At 69.7% G+C, this 14,720-nt stretch carries 11 protein-coding genes; 8 read left to right on the forward strand and 3 right to left on the reverse strand.

Going from position 1 to position 14,720, the window contains the following annotated elements:
• The first annotated feature begins 6 nt into the window (after nucleotides 1-6).
• Together rpmG and JGR68_RS13365 are read left to right on the forward strand one after the other, a co-directional pair.
• On the forward strand, nucleotides 7-171 hold the full coding sequence (gene rpmG, locus JGR68_RS13360) for a 50S ribosomal protein L33 (RefSeq protein WP_199362505.1): 165 nt from the start codon (nucleotides 7-9) through the stop codon (nucleotides 169-171).
• A 236-nt stretch (nucleotides 172-407) separates the two neighbouring features.
• Complete coding sequence (locus JGR68_RS13365; protein WP_199362506.1) at nucleotides 408-3,878, forward strand: PAS domain-containing hybrid sensor histidine kinase/response regulator; 3,471 nt, start codon at nucleotides 408-410, stop codon at nucleotides 3,876-3,878.
• Between the two features lie 37 nt (nucleotides 3,879-3,915).
• Here JGR68_RS13365 and JGR68_RS13370 read toward each other — a convergent pair whose 3' ends face one another.
• Together JGR68_RS13370 and acs are read right to left on the reverse strand one after the other, a co-directional pair.
• Nucleotides 3,916-4,584, reverse strand: a complete 669-nt coding sequence (locus tag JGR68_RS13370; protein ID WP_199362507.1) for a response regulator transcription factor — start codon at nucleotides 4,582-4,584, stop codon at nucleotides 3,916-3,918.
• 6 nt (nucleotides 4,585-4,590) lie between these two features.
• Complete coding sequence (gene acs / locus JGR68_RS13375) at nucleotides 4,591-6,534, reverse strand: acetate--CoA ligase (protein ID WP_199362508.1); 1,944 nt, start codon at nucleotides 6,532-6,534, stop codon at nucleotides 4,591-4,593.
• Between the two features lie 111 nt (nucleotides 6,535-6,645).
• Between acs and JGR68_RS13380 the strand changes: the two genes are divergently transcribed.
• The 6 genes from JGR68_RS13380 to JGR68_RS13405 all read left to right on the forward strand — a co-directional run bounded on the left by JGR68_RS13380 (nucleotide 6,646) and on the right by JGR68_RS13405 (nucleotide 13,316).
• Complete coding sequence (locus tag JGR68_RS13380; RefSeq protein WP_199362509.1) at nucleotides 6,646-8,463, forward strand: DUF294 nucleotidyltransferase-like domain-containing protein; 1,818 nt, start codon at nucleotides 6,646-6,648, stop codon at nucleotides 8,461-8,463.
• 3 nt (nucleotides 8,464-8,466) lie between these two features.
• Complete coding sequence (locus JGR68_RS13385; protein WP_199362510.1) at nucleotides 8,467-9,096, forward strand: exonuclease domain-containing protein; 630 nt, start codon at nucleotides 8,467-8,469, stop codon at nucleotides 9,094-9,096.
• Between the two features lie 121 nt (nucleotides 9,097-9,217).
• Nucleotides 9,218-10,588: a DcaP family trimeric outer membrane transporter gene (locus JGR68_RS13390; RefSeq protein WP_199362511.1), complete on the forward strand. Its 1,371-nt coding sequence runs from the start codon at nucleotides 9,218-9,220 to the stop codon at nucleotides 10,586-10,588.
• Between the two features lie 26 nt (nucleotides 10,589-10,614).
• Complete coding sequence (locus tag JGR68_RS13395; protein WP_199362512.1) at nucleotides 10,615-10,875, forward strand: DUF4212 domain-containing protein; 261 nt, start codon at nucleotides 10,615-10,617, stop codon at nucleotides 10,873-10,875.
• A 12-nt stretch (nucleotides 10,876-10,887) separates the two neighbouring features.
• On the forward strand, nucleotides 10,888-12,663 hold the full coding sequence (locus JGR68_RS13400; protein WP_199362513.1) for a sodium:solute symporter family protein: 1,776 nt from the start codon (nucleotides 10,888-10,890) through the stop codon (nucleotides 12,661-12,663).
• 134 nt (nucleotides 12,664-12,797) lie between these two features.
• Complete coding sequence (locus JGR68_RS13405; protein ID WP_199362514.1) at nucleotides 12,798-13,316, forward strand: hypothetical protein; 519 nt, start codon at nucleotides 12,798-12,800, stop codon at nucleotides 13,314-13,316.
• Between the two features lie 75 nt (nucleotides 13,317-13,391).
• On the opposite strand, the gene JGR68_RS13410 is transcribed toward JGR68_RS13405, so the two are convergent.
• Nucleotides 13,392-14,651 carry a putative Na+/H+ antiporter gene (locus tag JGR68_RS13410; protein WP_199362515.1) on the reverse strand — a complete coding sequence of 420 codons (1,260 nt, stop codon included), beginning with the start codon at nucleotides 14,649-14,651 and terminating at the stop codon, nucleotides 13,392-13,394.
• Nucleotides 14,652-14,720: the final 69 nt, after the last annotated feature.

A 14,720-nucleotide genomic window follows, 5' to 3' on the forward strand; every position in this document is an offset into this window, starting at 1 on the left:
CCGACCATGCCCAGCAAGCGCGACAAGATCCGACTGATCTCCTCGGCCAACACCGGCCATTTCTACACCACCGACAAGAACAAGAAGAACACGCCCGCGAAGATGGAGATCAAGAAGTACGATCCCGTCGTCCGGAAGCACGTGATCTACAAGGAAGGCAAGATCAAGTAAGGCCACGGCCTTGCAGGATCGAGGAAGAGCCCGCCGCAAGGCGGGCTTTTTCGTTGTGGGAGCGGCCATGCCGCGATGGGGGGAGCGGCCATGGCCGCGATGGCACGCGGTATCCTCACCCGGTGACGTGTAGGAGCGGCTACAGCCGCGATCGGCGTGCGCGACCGTCAATCGCGGCTGTAGCCGCTCCTACAGTATTCGGGGTGGGCCTTCTGTCCTCGGGGAGGGGAACGCGCATGCTGCCGGGCTGGATCCTGCTGCTGGTGTCGCTGGGCTACGCGGCCCTGCTGTTCCTCGTCGCCTGGTGGGGCGACCGGAACCCCGTGCACATGCGCGCCGGAGGCACCTGGCTGCGCCCGCTGGTCTACAGCCTGTCGCTGGCCGTCTATTGCTCGTCGTGGACCTTCTACGGGGCCGTCGGGTCCGCTGCCCGCAACGGCATCGGCTACTTCGCGATCTACCTCGGCCCGCTGCTGATGCTGCTGTTCGGCTGGCGCATCCTCGAGCGCCTGGCCCTGGTGGCACAGACCCAGGCCACGGTGTCGATCGCCGATTTCATCGCCGCCCGCTACGGTCGGGCGCAGCGGCTGGCCGCCCTGGTGACCCTGATCGCGCTCATCGCGGCGGTGCCTTACCTGGCGCTTCAGTACAAGGCGGTGACGCTCAGCCTGCAGGTGCTCGGGGGACGCGATCCGCTGCTCGCCAGCGTCGGCGACCCGGCGCTCTACGTCGCCGCGATGATGGCCCTGTTCGCGATCCTCTACGGCACGCGCCAGGTCGATGCCACGGAGCACCGGCCGGGCATGATGCTGGCGATCGCGCTGGAGTCGATGGTCAAGCTGCTGGCCCTGGTCTTCGTCGGCGTGTTCGCGCTGGCGTGGCTACCGGGGCGTGGACTGGACGTGGCCGGGGCCACGAGCGCCCTCGTGTCGCAGGCGACGCCGGTCGGGTTCATCGGCCAGACCCTGCTCGCGTTCACCGCGATCATCTGCCTGCCCCGCCAGTTCCACGTCGCGGTGGTCGAGTGCACCGACGTCGCCGACATCCGGCGCGCGCGCTGGATGTTCGGCGGCTACCTGTCGCTGGTGTCGCTGGCGGTGCTGCCGATCGCGGCGGCCGGGCTGGCGATGTCGGGCACCAGCCCCGGCGCCGGCGCCGGTGCCTCGGCCGATACCCTGGTGCTGGCACTGCCGCTGGCCGAGGGGCGCGACATGCTGGCGCTGTTCGCCTACGTCGGCGGGTTCTCCGCGGCCACCGGCATGGTGATCGTGTCGAGCGTGGCGCTGGCGACGATGGTCTCCAACGACCTGATCATGCCGCCGCTGATCGCCCGCGGCTGGGCGCAGCGCCATGGCGGCAACGTCGCCTCCACGGTGCTGTGGATCCGCCGGGTGGCCATCATCTGCTTCGCCGCGCTGGCCTGGGGCTACTACCGGGTCAGCGGCAGCGACGCGACGCTCGCGTCCTACGGCCTCATGTCCTTCGCCGCGGTGGCGCAGTTCGCGCCGGCGCTGATCGGCGGGCTGTACTGGCGCGGCGCCAGCCGCCAGGGCGTGGAGGTGGGGCTGCTGCTCGGCTTCGCGATGTGGATCTACACCATGCTGCTGCCGACGCTGACCGAAGCCGGCTGGTTCGACGACGCGTGGCTGGCCACCGGCCCGTTCGGCATCGACTGGCTGCGCCCGCACCAGCTGTTCGGGCTGGCCGGCTGGGACCCGTTGACCCACGGCACGTTCTGGTCGCTGCTGGTCAACGTCGGCGCGCTGTTCCTGGTCTCGGCGCGCTGGCGGCCGAGCTTCGAGGAGCGGCTGCGCACCGCCCCGTTCCTGGATCCCTATGCCGCCTCCCAGCGCACGATCGGGAGCGGCGCCTCGCACTCCGCGGTGCAGCTCGGGGACCTCATGACCCTGGCCGGCCGGATCGTCGGCATCTCCACCGCGCGCCGCGCCTTCTCCGACCACGCGGCGGCCAGCCAACGCCCGCTCGATCCCGCCCAGCCCACGGACCGCAGCTGGGCGCAATTCACCGAGCGCCTGCTGGCGGCGGCCATTGGCGCCTCGTCGGCCCGACTGGTGATGACCAGCGCGCTCAAGGGCTCCGGCATGGACGTGGCCGAGGTGGTGGCGGTGCTTGACGAGGCCGGACCGGACCTGCGTTTCGATCGCGCCATCCTGTCGTCGACGCTGGACAACCTCGACCAGGGCGTGAGCGTGGTGGACCGGGACATGCGCCTGGTGTCCTGGAACCGCCGCTACGAGGAGATGTACGACTATCCGGACGGCCTGCTGTACGTCGGTCGCCCGGTAGCGGACCTGATCCGCTACAACGCCCTGCGCGGCGAGCTGGGCGGCGGACATCCGGACGTCGAAGCGGAAATCGCCAAGCGCATCGACTACATGCGCGCCGGCTCGCCGCACGTGTTCGAGCGCGTCCGTTCGACCGGGCAAGTGGTCGAGATCCGCGGCCAGCCGCTGCCGGGAGGCGGCTACGTCACCAGCTACAGCGACGTGACCGAGTACAAGCGCGTCGAGCGCGAGCTGCGCGAAGTCAACGAGACACTGGAGCAGCGCGTCGCCGTCCGCACGCGCGAGGCCGAGGCCGCGCAGGCCTCGCGCACGCGCTTCCTCGCCGCCGTCAGCCACGACGTGCTGCAGCCGCTCAATGCCGCGCGGCTGTTCGCATCGGCACTGCGCGAGAGCGACACTGCCGCCGAGCAGCGCCACCTCGCCGAACGCGTCGACACCTCGCTGCGCGCCGCCGAGGAGCTGCTGGAAGGACTGCTCGACGTGTCGCGCCTGGACGCCGGCGCGCTGCAGCCCCAGCTGTCGGACTTCGACGCCGCCGAACTCCTGGCCGACCTCGCCGCGCAATACGCGCCGCTCGCTGCCGCGCGGGGCATCGACCTGCGCGTGCATGGTCGCCAGCTGCCGGTGCGCAGCGACCGCCGCCTGCTGCGTCGCGTGCTGCAGAACTTCCTCGCCAATGCGCTTCGCTACACGCGCGAAGGCCGCATCGTGCTGGCCGCCCGCCGGCGCGACGGCCACGTGGAGCTCCAGGTCTGGGATACCGGCCCGGGCATCCCGGAATACCACCTTCAGCAGATCTTCGACGAGTTTTTCCGGCTCGAACATCCGGGCAGCTGGGACGCGCAGGGCCTGGGCCTGGGCCTGTCGATCTGCCAGCGCATCTCCAACGTGCTCGGCCACCCGCTGGACGTCCGGTCGCGCAGCGGACACGGGAGCATGTTCTCGATCCGCGCGCCGCGCTCGGCGCACGCCGTCCTGCCGGTCGCGCCGCTGCCGGAGGCACGCCTGCCCGATTCGCTCGACGGCATGCGCGTGCTCTGCGTGGACAACGATGCCGACATCCTCGCCGGCATGGCGGTGCTGCTCGGGCGCTGGAAGATCGAGGTGCTGCGCGCCAGCACCGTGGACGAGGCGCTGCAGAAGATGGCGGAGGCGCCGGACGTGCTGCTGGTCGACTACCACCTGCACGACCGCCTGGACGGCCTGGATACGCTCGACGCGCTGCGCGAACTGGGCCCGCGCGTGCCGGGTGCCCTGGTCACCGCGGACGGCAGCGACCAGGTGAAGCGGGACGCGCGCGCGCGCGGTTACCGGGTGCTGACCAAGCCGATCAAGCCGGCGTCGCTGCGGGCGTTCCTGGCCGCGCAGAGGAGCGCGCACGTGGCCGGCCATACGCCCTGATGCCGGCGGGCGTCCAGGGCTGAGCGGCCCGACCGGCTCAGTCGCCCTCGTCGGGCTGGGGCGTGATCGCGCCCGGCTCGAGGGCAAGCTTGCCCGCGATCAGCACCGCCTGCGTCCGGTTGCTCGCCCCGAGCTTGCGCAGGATCGCGGTCATGTGGGCCTTGATCGTCGCCTCGGACACGCCGAGCTGGAAGGCGATCTGCTTGTTCAGCAGGCCCGCGCCCAGCATCTGCAGCACGCGGAACTGCTGCGGCGTGAGGCCGGCCACGCGCTGCGCCGCATCGTGCTCGTCGGCGTCCGCGGCGGGCGCCGCCAGCGCGGCCGGCGGCGCCCAGCGGTCGCCCTGCAGCACCTGCGCCAGCGCGCGGCCCAAGGTGCCGGAATCGGCTGACTTGGGGATGAAGCCCATCGCGCCATGGTCCAGCGCGCGCCGCATCACCGCAGGCTCCTCGCGCGCCGAGACCACCACCACCGGCAGCTCGGGGTGCTGCGCGCGCAGGTGCACGAGGGCGCTGAAGCCCTGGGCGCCGGGCATGTTGAGGTCCAGCAGCAGCAGGTCCGCGTCGGGCTCGGATTCGACGAGCGCGTAGAGCTTCTCCACGCTGTCGGCTTCCTTCAGCGTGGCCTCTGGCAGCACGCGCGCGACCGCCCCCCGCAGCGCCTCGCGGAACAGGGGGTGGTCGTCGGCGATCAGCAGGGTGGCCACGTGCGTCTATGCACCCCGCCGGTTGCCCAGCAGCGCGTCGACCACGGACGGGTCGGCCAGCGTGCTGGTGTCGCCGAGCTGGTCGGGCGCGTTCTCGGCGATCTTGCGCAGGATGCGGCGCATGATCTTGCCCGAGCGCGTCTTCGGCAGCGCCGGCGCCCACTGCAGGAAGTCGGGCGAGGCGATCGGGCCGATCTCCTTGCGCACGTGCGCCACCAGCTCCTTGAGCAGCGCGTCGCTCTCGACCTCGCCGGCCACGAGCGTCACGTAGGCGTAGATGCCCTGGCCCTTGACGTCGTGCGGGAAGCCCACGACCGCGGCCTCGGCGACCTTCGGGTGCAGCACCAGGGCGCTTTCGACTTCCGCGGTGCCGATGCGGTGGCCGCTGACGTTGATCACGTCGTCGACGCGGCCGGTGATCCAGTAGTAGCCGTCGGCGTCGCGGCGGCAGCCGTCGCCGGTGAAGTACATGCCCGGATAGGCGGCGAAGTAGGTGTCGAAGAAGCGCTGGTCGTCGCCGTAGACGGTGCGCATCTGGCCCGGCCAGGAATCGAGGATGACGAGGTTGCCCTCGCACTCGCCCTCGAGGATGTTCCCGGCCGGATCGACGATCGCCGGCTGCACGCCGAAGAACGGCAGCGTGGCCGAGCCCGGCTTGGCGTCGATCGCGCCTGGCAGCGGCGAGATGAGGATGCCGCCGGTCTCGGTCTGCCACCAGGTGTCGACGATCGGACAGCGGCCTTCGCCGACGACGTCGTTGTACCAGCGCCAGGCCTCGGGGTTGATCGGCTCGCCGACGCTTCCGAGCAGGCGCAGCGACCTGCGCGAGGTCTTCTTCACAGGCGCGTCGCCGTCGCGCATCAGCGCGCGGATCGCCGTGGGCGCCGTGTAGAAGATGGTGACCTGGTGGCGATCGATGACCTGCCAGAAGCGCGAGCTGTCGGGATGGCTGGGCACGCCCTCGAACACCAGCGAGGTGGCGCCGTTGGCGAGCGGCCCGTACACGATGTAGCTGTGGCCGGTGACCCAGCCGACGTCGGCGGTGCACCAGTAGACATCGTCGTCCTTCAGGTCGAAGACGCATTCGTGGGTGTAGGCCGCGAACAGCAGGTAGCCGGCGGTGGTGTGCAGCACGCCCTTCGGCTTGCCGGTGGAGCCGGACGTGTAGAGGATGAACAGCGGATCTTCCGCGTTCATGCGCTCGGGCTCGCAGCTGTCGGGTTGCCCGTCGGTGACGGCGTCGTACCAGCGGTCGCGCGGCATCTGCATGTCGACGGGGCCGCCGGTGTGGCGCACAACCACGACCGTTTCCACGGTGGTGGTGCCGGGGAGCTTCAGCGCGGCGTCGACGTTGGCCTTCAGCGGCACGCGCTTGCCACCGCGCAGGCCCTCGTCGGCGGTGATGATGAGCTTCGAGCCGCTGTCGCGGACACGGTCGGCGATGGAGTTGGCGGAGAAACCGCCGAAGACCACCGTATGGATCGCGCCGATGCGGGCGCAGGCCAGCATCGCCACCGCGGCCTCGACGATCATCGGCAGGTAGATGGTGACGCGATCGCCCTTGCCCACGCCCAGGTTGCGCAGCGCGTTCGCCAGGCGGCAGACGCGGGCGTGCAGGTCGCGGTAGGTGACGTGCTGCGGGTCGGCACCCGGGTCGTCGGGCTCGAAGATCAGCGCGGTCTTGTCACCGCGCGCGGCGAGGTGGCGGTCCAGGCAGTTGACGCTGACGTTGAGCTCGCCGTCGGCGAACCAGCGGATCTGGAAATTCTGGCGGTCGTAGCTGACGTCGCGGATGCGCGTCGGCGGCGTCATCCAGTCCAGGCGACCGGCGATGCGGCCCCAGAACGCGTCGGGATCGCGGATGGACTCGGCATAGTCCCGGGCGTAGTCGGCCCGGGTGACGTTGGCCTGCGCGGCGAACGCGGCGGGCACGGGATAGAGATCGGACATGGCGGCGCACCCCAGTGCAAACGTGGCGCGTCCAGTTTGCCGGATTGCAACCGCACGCGGTTTAGACCTTCGTCTACTCACGCGTTTGCGCGATCGCCGCACAATGCAGCCATGGATCCCGTCCCCGGCCTGGACCTCAGCCTGCCGCCGTTCGACCTGCTCGACGACGCCGGGCGGCGGCGGCTGCAGTCCAGCGTCGACATGGGCTTCCATCCCGGCGGCACCACGCTGATCGAAGCCGGCAAGGACTCGCCGCACGTCGTCGTCATCCTCAAGGGCCTGGTCCACGCCTTCCAGGTCGACGAGCGCGGCCGCGAGGAGCGCTTCGCCGACTACGGGCCGGGCGACGTGATCGGCGCCTGGGCGGTCATGGCCGGGCGCGCGCGCCTGAGCTACCGCTGCGAGGGCGATTGCCTGAGCCACCTGATCCCGGCCGCCACGTTCCGCCAGCTGCTGGCCGACAACCCGCGCGTGGCCGCGTACTTCAACGAAGGCCTGGCCACCAAGGGCCGGCTCTCCAGCAGCAGCGAACGGCGCGATGCCGGCGAGCTGATGGTGATCCGGGTCGGCGAGGCGGACCTGGCGCCGCCCGAGCGCGTCGATGGCACGACCACCATCGCCGCGGCCAGCGCGCGCCTGCGCGAGCGACGCGTGGACTGCCTGCTGGTCTACGACCGCGCCCACGACGACCCCGGCATCGTCACCCGCACCGACCTGCTGGATGCCCTGACCCGGGAGCGCCTGCCGCTGGACGCACCGATCGGCCCCTTGGCCACGCGCCCGCTGGCCACCATCGGCACGGGCGAAGTGCTGTTCCAGGCGCTGATCGACATGACCGAGCGCCAGATCGAACGCGTGGTGGTCACCGAGGGCAGCCGGGTGGCGGGCACCCTCGGCATGGCCGAGGTGCTGGCCCACTTCGCCAGCCATTCGCACCTGATCAGCCTGCGCCTGGCGCGCGCCCGGGACGTCGACGCCATCGCCGAGGCCGCCTCCGGCATGACCCGGCTGGTGCGCAGCCTGAGCACCCATGGCGCGCGCATCCCCTACATGAGCGAACTGGTCAGCGCGCTCAACAACCTGGTGATGCGCCGGGTCTTCGATCTGATGGTCCCGGTGGAATTCCGCGACCGCATCTGCCTGCTGGTCATGGGCAGCGAGGGCCGCCGCGAACAGCTGCTCAAGACCGACCAGGACAACGCCCTGGTGCTGGCCGACGACCTCGACTGGCCGGGGCTGGCCGAGGCGATGAACCGCTTCAGCGCCGCACTGGCCAGGATCGGCTACCCGCCCTGCCCGGGCCGGGTGATGGTCGACAATCCGCACTGGAGGATGAGCGCGACGCAGTGGCGCGATCGCATCGGCCGGTGGAAGCGCGTGCACGGCGGCCAGGGCGCGCTGGACCTGTCGATCGCGCTGGACGCGCGGCCGATCGCCGGCAACGCGGCGCTGTTCGCCCCGGTCAAGGGCGCGCTGATGGCGCTGGGCGACGACGCGATCCTGCTCCACCACCTCGCTGCGGCCACGCTCGAGTTCGACACCCCGCTGACCTTCTTCGGCCGGGTGCGCGCTGGTGGCGCCGGTACCGACATCAAGAAGGGCGGCATCTTCCCGGTGGTCCATGGCCTGCGCTGCCTGGCGCTGGCCCGCGGGATCACCGCCACCGGAAGCCGCGAACGCTGCGCCGCGCTGGTCGAGTGCGGCGAGCTGTCGCCGGGCCTGGGCCGCGACCTGCCGCAGGCGCTCAACGTGTTCCAGCACATGCGCCTGGACGCGCAGCTCGCCGCCCTGGACGCCGGCGAAACGCCCGGCAACCACATCGATCCGTCGCGGCTGCGCCGGCTCGACCGCGAGCTGATGCGCGACGCGCTGCACGTGGTGAAGGACTTCCGCGGCCACATCCGCCAAAGCTTCCACCTGCGGGACTAGGACATGCGCGTGGTCCGACGCTGGTGGCTGCGACGCAAGGCCGGCCAGGGCGAGTGGGCCGGGCTGCTGCGGCCCGCCCCCCCTGCGGAATGGGTCAGCCTGGACCTGGAAACCACCGGGCTGGACCCGAGGCAGGACCACATCCTCAGCCTCGCCGCGGTCCCGGTGCGCGGCGGGCGGGTGGTCACCTCCGAACGCTTCGAGCGCCGCATCCGCGCCGACCGCACCTTCGGCATCGAGTCCATCCGCCACCACCGCATCACCCCCGACGAGGCCGCCGGAGGCGTCGCGGTCACGGCCGCGGTGCGCGACTTCCTGCACTGGCTGGAAGGGCGGACCCTGCTCGGCTACCACCTGGCCTTCGACCTGGCGATGCTGTCGCCGCACGTGCGCGGCCTCACCGGATTCGGGTTGCCCAACCCGCGCGTGGACCTGGCAGACGCCTTCGCGGCGCGCGCGCGCCGCGCCGCGCCCAACGCGCCGCCCAACCTCGACTTCGGGCACATCGCCGGCAGCCTGGGCGTCCCGGTGCTCGGCCGCCACAGCGCGCTGGGGGACGCGGTCACCGTGGGCCTGTGCTGGCTCGCGCTGCAATCGCCGCCGGCGCCGCACAGGCACATCGCCGGCCGATAGGGCGCCACGCGACGCCATCCGGACCGCCCGGATATTCGACCAATGGCGAATACCCGGGCGCCAGCCGCGCAGTCAGGCTCGGGACACCGCGCGCTGCGCGGGCATCCTGTGGGAGGGAGCGATGACGACGAAACGACGCAATTCACGGCGACTGCTGGCGATCGCGGTGCTGGTCGCGCTGGCCGCGCCCGGCATGGCCTTCGCGCAGAGCGCGAAGGAACAGGAGCTGGAGGCACGCGTCGCCCAGCTCGAAGCGCAGATCCAGACCCTGCTGCAGGGGCAACAGCAGCAGCAGGAAAGCATCACCCAGACGCAGAGCCGGCTCGATCAGGTCCAGGTGGCGCAGCCGGCGGTCAAGCCGGTGCAGTCCAAGCCGATCCTGGCCAACCCGGAGGCGGTGTTCACCTACGGTGGCTTCATCAAGTTCGACGCCATGGTCACCGACACCAGCGACGGCGCGATCGCCGAGGGCTCCGCAGGCCGCCTGTTCTACGTGCCGAGCACGATCCCGGTCACCGCCAACGGCGCGGAGCCCGACAGCGACGCGTACACCGATGTCCACGCGGCGTTCTCGCGCTTCTGGTTCGCCGCCGACCACACCACCGAGGGTGGCGACAAGTTCCGCGCCTACATCGAGGCCGACATGTACGGCGGCGGCAGCGCGAACCTCGGCAACGAGGTCAACACCAACACCCACGGCATCACCCTGCGCCAGGCCTTCGTGAGCTGGAACAACTGGCTGGCCGGCCAGACCTGGTCCAACTTCCAGGACGTGGCCGCGCTGCCGGAAGCCGTGGACTTCGTGGGCGTCACCGAAGGCACCACCTTCGTGCGCCAGGCGCAGCTCCGCTACACCAGCGGCCCGTTCTCGGTGGCGCTGGAGAACCCCCACACCACGGTCAGCAGCATCACCAGCGCCGCGCGCAACAACACCGGTGGCAGCGACACCCTGCCCGACCTGACCGCGCGCTACGTGGCCAAGGGCGACTGGGGTCATTTCAGCGCCGCCGGCCTCGTGCGCCAGCTCAAGTCCGGGGACGAGACCGCCACCGGCGCCGCGATCAGCCTGTCCGGCCGGTTCAACATGGGCGCCAATGACGACATCCGCTGGATGGCCAACTACGGCAGCGGCATCGGCCGTTACCTGGGCTTCGGCCTGGGCGCCGACTCGGTGGTCGATGCCAACGGCAACCTGCACGCGCAGGACGGTGCCGGCGGCTTCGTCGCCTGGCGGCATGCGTTCAATGGCCAGCTGCGCAGCAACCTGATGTATTCGGTGGCGGAGTTCGACAACGACCGCAGCCTCACGGGCTGGGGCCCGGGCAGTTTCGCCGCCACCGAACGTGCGCAGTCCTTCCACGCCAACCTGATCTATTCGCCGTTTCCCAAGCTCGACATCGGCGCGGAGATCGGCTGGGGCCAGCGCGAGCTCGAGGACAGCCGCAAGGGTGACCTCAAGCGCATCCAGACCACCGTCAAATACACCTTCTGACCACCGCATAGGGGGCTGAGAAAAACATGTCCGAGAAATCACCACAGAACTACTGGAAGGCAAACCTGCGGATCATCTTCATCTGCATGGGGATCTGGGCGCTGGTGTCGTACGGGTTCGCCATCATCCTGCGCCCGCTGCTCGCGGGCATCCGCATCGGCGGCACCGACCTGGGCTTCTGGTTCGCGCAGCAGGGCTCGATCCTGACCTTCATCGCGCTGATCGCCTACTACACCTGGTACATGAACCGGCTCGATCGCGAGTACGACGTGCACGAAGAAGACTAAGGGACCCATTCCATGGATCAGTTCACTCTCAACCTCATCTTCGTCGGCGGCTCGTTCCTGCTCTACATCATCATCGCGATCTGGGCACGCGCCGGCTCCACGTCAGAGTTCTACGCCGCCGGCCGCAGCGTGCACCCGGTCACCAACGGCATGGCGATCGCCGCGGACTGGATGTCGGCTGCTTCGTTCATCTCGATGGCGGGCCTGATCGCCTTCGTCGGCTATGGCAACTCCGCCTACCTGATGGGCTGGACCGGCGGCTACGTTCTGCTGGCGATGCTGCTGGCACCGTACCTGCGCAAGTTCGGCCGGTTCACCGTGCCCGACTTCATCGGCGACCGCTATTACAGCCGCACCGCGCGACTGGTGGCGGTGGCGGCGCTGCTGATGATCTCGATCACCTACGTGATCGGGCAGATGACCGGCGCCGGCGTGGCGTTCTCGCGCTTCCTCGAGGTCGACACCAATACCGGCCTGCTGATCGCGTCCGCCGTGGTGTTCGTCTACGCGGTGCTGGGCGGCATGAAGGGCATCACCTACACCCAGGTGGCGCAGTACATCGTGCTGATCATCGCCTACACCATCCCGGCGGTGTTCATCTCGCTGCAGCTCACCGACAACCCGATCCCGCAGCTGGGCCTGTTCTCGACCCACACCGACTCGGGCATGCCGCTGTTGGCCAGGCTCGACCAGATTCTGGTGGACCTGGGCTTCAACGACTACACCGGGCTGCACGATTCCACCCTCAACATGACGCTGTTCACGCTGTCGCTGATGGTCGGCACCGCGGGCCTGCCGCACGTGATCATCCGCTTCTTCACCGTGCCCAAGGTGTCCGACGCCCGCAAGTCGGCGGGCTGGGCGCTGGTGTTCATCGCCCTGCTCTACACCGTCGCCCCGGCGGTGGGCGCGATGGCACGCCTGAACATCCTCACCACGATCTACCCGGAGGGCACGCGTGCCACCGAGTCGCTCACCTATGAAGCGCGCCCGGACTGGATGCACAACTGGGAGCAGACCGGCCTGCTGAAGTTCGAGGACAAGAACGGCGACGGCATGATCCAGTCCTACAACGAGGCCAGCACCGAGTTCGCCGCGGTCGCGGCCGAGCGCGGCTGGCAGGGCAACGAGATGGTCACCTTCAACCAGGACATCCTGGTGCTGGCCAACCCGGAGATCGCGGGCCTGCCAGGGTGGGTGATCGCCCTGATCGCGGCCGGTGGCCTGGCGGCGGCGCTGTCGACGGCGGCAGGCCTGCTGCTGGCGATCTCGTCGGCGGTGAGCCATGACCTGATCAAGCGCACGTTCAAGCCCGACATCACCGAGAAGGGGGAACTGCTTGCGGCACGCGTGTCGATGGCGGCGGCGATCGTGGTCGCCACGTGGCTGGGCATGAACCCACCCGGCTTCGCGGCACAGACGGTGGCCTTCGCGTTCGGCCTGGCGGCAAGCTCGCTGTTCCCGGCGATCATGATGGGCATCTTCTCGACGAAGATGAACTCCACCGGTGCGGTCGCGGGCATGTTGGCCGGCCTGGTCTCCACCAGCGTGTACCTGTTCACCTACAAGGGCTGGTTCTTCGTCGCAGGCACCAACATGCTGGCCGATACCCCCGAGAACTGGCTGTTCGGCATCTCGCCGCTGGCCTTCGGCGCGATCGGCGCGCTGATCAACTTCATCGTTGCCTACGTCGTGATGAAGATGACCGCCCCGGTGCCGGAGCACATCCAGCACCTGGTCGAGGACATCCGCGTCCCACGCGGGGCGGGCGAGGCCATCGCGCACTGAGTCCGATGCAGTCGTGACAACGCGGCCCGCTCCCGGCGACGGGGGCGGGCCGCTCTGCTTGGCGGGACACGCGGTGCGCCCGGCCCTGACTACAATCGACCTTCTTCCAAACGCCAACGCATCGGGGAGCGTCCATGCTGCTGGAGTTCATCGCCATCATCGCCGCGGGCTTCGGCCTGGCCGGCATCGCGCTTTCCGTCAACATCGCCACGCGCAGGCGCCTGCCGCAGTGGATCGTTCCTGCAGCAGCGGGAGCCGGCATGCTGCTGATGGCGATCTGGCTGGAGTACTCGTGGCTCGAGCGCACCACCGGCACCTTCCCTGAGAGCGTGCAGGTGGCCTCGACCAACCAGGTTCGCTCGTGGTACCGGCCCTGGACCTACGTGGTGCCCCTGACCAATCGCCTGATCGCGGTCGACCACCGCTTCGACCGCCACCATGCGGATGCCCCTGGACAGGTGCTGACGCGCGTCATCCTTGCCGGGCGCTGGGAGCCGATGCGGCAGTACGGCGTGGTGTTCGACTGCACGGCGCATCGCCGCGCGGACCTGCTCGACCAGGTCGAGCTCGGTACCGACGGCAGCCTGGAAAATGCCAACTGGCTGCAACTCTCAGCCGACGACCCGGTGCTGCGCAACGCCTGCGGCAACTGACGGCCCGACGCTCTGCCGCCAGCACAGCGCCACGGTCGGAATACGCGAAGGTGGCAGGATGGCCGGGTTCAAGCGCTAGAGCCAGCGCAGCGCCACGATCGCGACCAGCGTCGGGGGCAGCGCCGCGAGCAGCAGTCCGAGCGGATGCACGGTCTGCTCCTTGAAATGCCGGCGCACGATCGACATGCCGGCCGGGTTGGGCGCGTTCGCGATCACCGTCAAGCCGCCACCCGCCACCGCCCCGGCCACCAGCATGTACTTGAATTCATCGCTCAGGCCTTCCACCAGCGACCCGAGGTAGGTCAGCGCGGCGTTGTCGGTGATGGCGGTGAGGGCCGTCGCCCCGAAGAACACCGCGTCCGTGCTCATGTCCATCAGCAGCGGCTGCAGCCACCAGCGCTGCTGGCCACCCAGCACCACCAGGCCGGCGAGGAAGAACGCCACCAGCAGGCCTTCGCGCAGGATCAGGCGGTCCTGGAAGCGCTTGTAGGCCGTGGCCACGCCCATGAACAGCAGGAAGATCCCCATGAACATCGCCGGGTGGTGCGCGAACACCACCAGGCCCACGAGGAAGACCACGTGCAGCGCCACGACCCAGGGCGGCATCGCGTCCGGCCGCGTGCCGGCTTCCCCGGTCTTCAGGGTCCCGAGTTCCTTCCGGAACACGAACACCACCAGGGCCGCGTTCACCACCACCGCCAGCGCGGCCTTCCAGCCGAAGTGGGTCAGCATGAAGGCGAGGTCCCAGTTCCACTTGCCGGCCACCATCAACACCGGCGGTGCCGCGAACGGCGTCAGCACGCCGCCGATCGAGATGTTGACGAACAGCGTCCCCAGCAGCGCGTAGCGCGCACGCGTCGAGATGTCCGCCACGTAGACGCGACGGGACAGCAGCATCGCCGCCAGCGTCATCGCCGCCGGCTCGGTGATGAACGAACCCAGCAGGGGCACCAGCGCGAGCACGCTGAAGCAGAACTCCAGGCCGTTGCGCCAGGGCAGCAGCCTGGCCAGGCCGTCCACCAGGTGGGTGGCGAGCCAGAGGATCGGCCGCGTGCCCGCGATCACCATGATCGCGAACACGAACATCGGCTCGGTGAAGTTGCGCGACTCCACGTAGGCGGTGGCCTGCGACGGCCCCACGAGCGCCATCATCACCACGATGAAGAGCATGGCCCAGGCGCCGAATACGACCTCCACCTCGGCCAGCAGGTGCCAGATGCCGGAATGCGCGGGCTGGCGATCGGCCAGGCGCTGGAAATACTTGGTGCTGAAGGTGTGGGCCACGGCGAGTGCGAACAGCACGGTGGCCACGAGTTCGATCGGCGTCGCGTTCACGGTCCGTCAGCTCCCCTGGGACGTTCCGACATCCTAGCCATCCCGGCCACCCCGTGCCCCGGCCTGCGA

It is taken from the genome of Luteimonas sp. MC1750, from assembly GCF_016615955.1.
Classification (GTDB): Bacteria; Pseudomonadota; Gammaproteobacteria; order Xanthomonadales; family Xanthomonadaceae; genus Luteimonas.

What these genes read in the sequence shown, in the direction of transcription:
- rpmG (WP_199362505.1), top strand. Translation starts at nt 7, where the DNA reads ATGCCCAGCAAGCGCGACAAGATCCGACTGATCTCCTCGGCCAACACC.
- JGR68_RS13365 (WP_199362506.1), top strand. Translation starts at nt 408, where the DNA reads ATGCTGCCGGGCTGGATCCTGCTGCTGGTGTCGCTGGGCTACGCGGCC.
- acs (WP_199362508.1), bottom strand. Translation starts at nt 6,534, where the DNA reads ATGTCCGATCTCTATCCCGTGCCCGCCGCGTTCGCCGCGCAGGCCAAC.
- JGR68_RS13380 (WP_199362509.1), top strand. Translation starts at nt 6,646, where the DNA reads ATGGATCCCGTCCCCGGCCTGGACCTCAGCCTGCCGCCGTTCGACCTG.
- JGR68_RS13385 (WP_199362510.1), top strand. Translation starts at nt 8,467, where the DNA reads ATGCGCGTGGTCCGACGCTGGTGGCTGCGACGCAAGGCCGGCCAGGGC.
- JGR68_RS13390 (WP_199362511.1), top strand. Translation starts at nt 9,218, where the DNA reads ATGACGACGAAACGACGCAATTCACGGCGACTGCTGGCGATCGCGGTG.
- JGR68_RS13395 (WP_199362512.1), top strand. Translation starts at nt 10,615, where the DNA reads ATGTCCGAGAAATCACCACAGAACTACTGGAAGGCAAACCTGCGGATC.
- JGR68_RS13400 (WP_199362513.1), top strand. Translation starts at nt 10,888, where the DNA reads ATGGATCAGTTCACTCTCAACCTCATCTTCGTCGGCGGCTCGTTCCTG.
- JGR68_RS13405 (WP_199362514.1), top strand. Translation starts at nt 12,798, where the DNA reads ATGCTGCTGGAGTTCATCGCCATCATCGCCGCGGGCTTCGGCCTGGCC.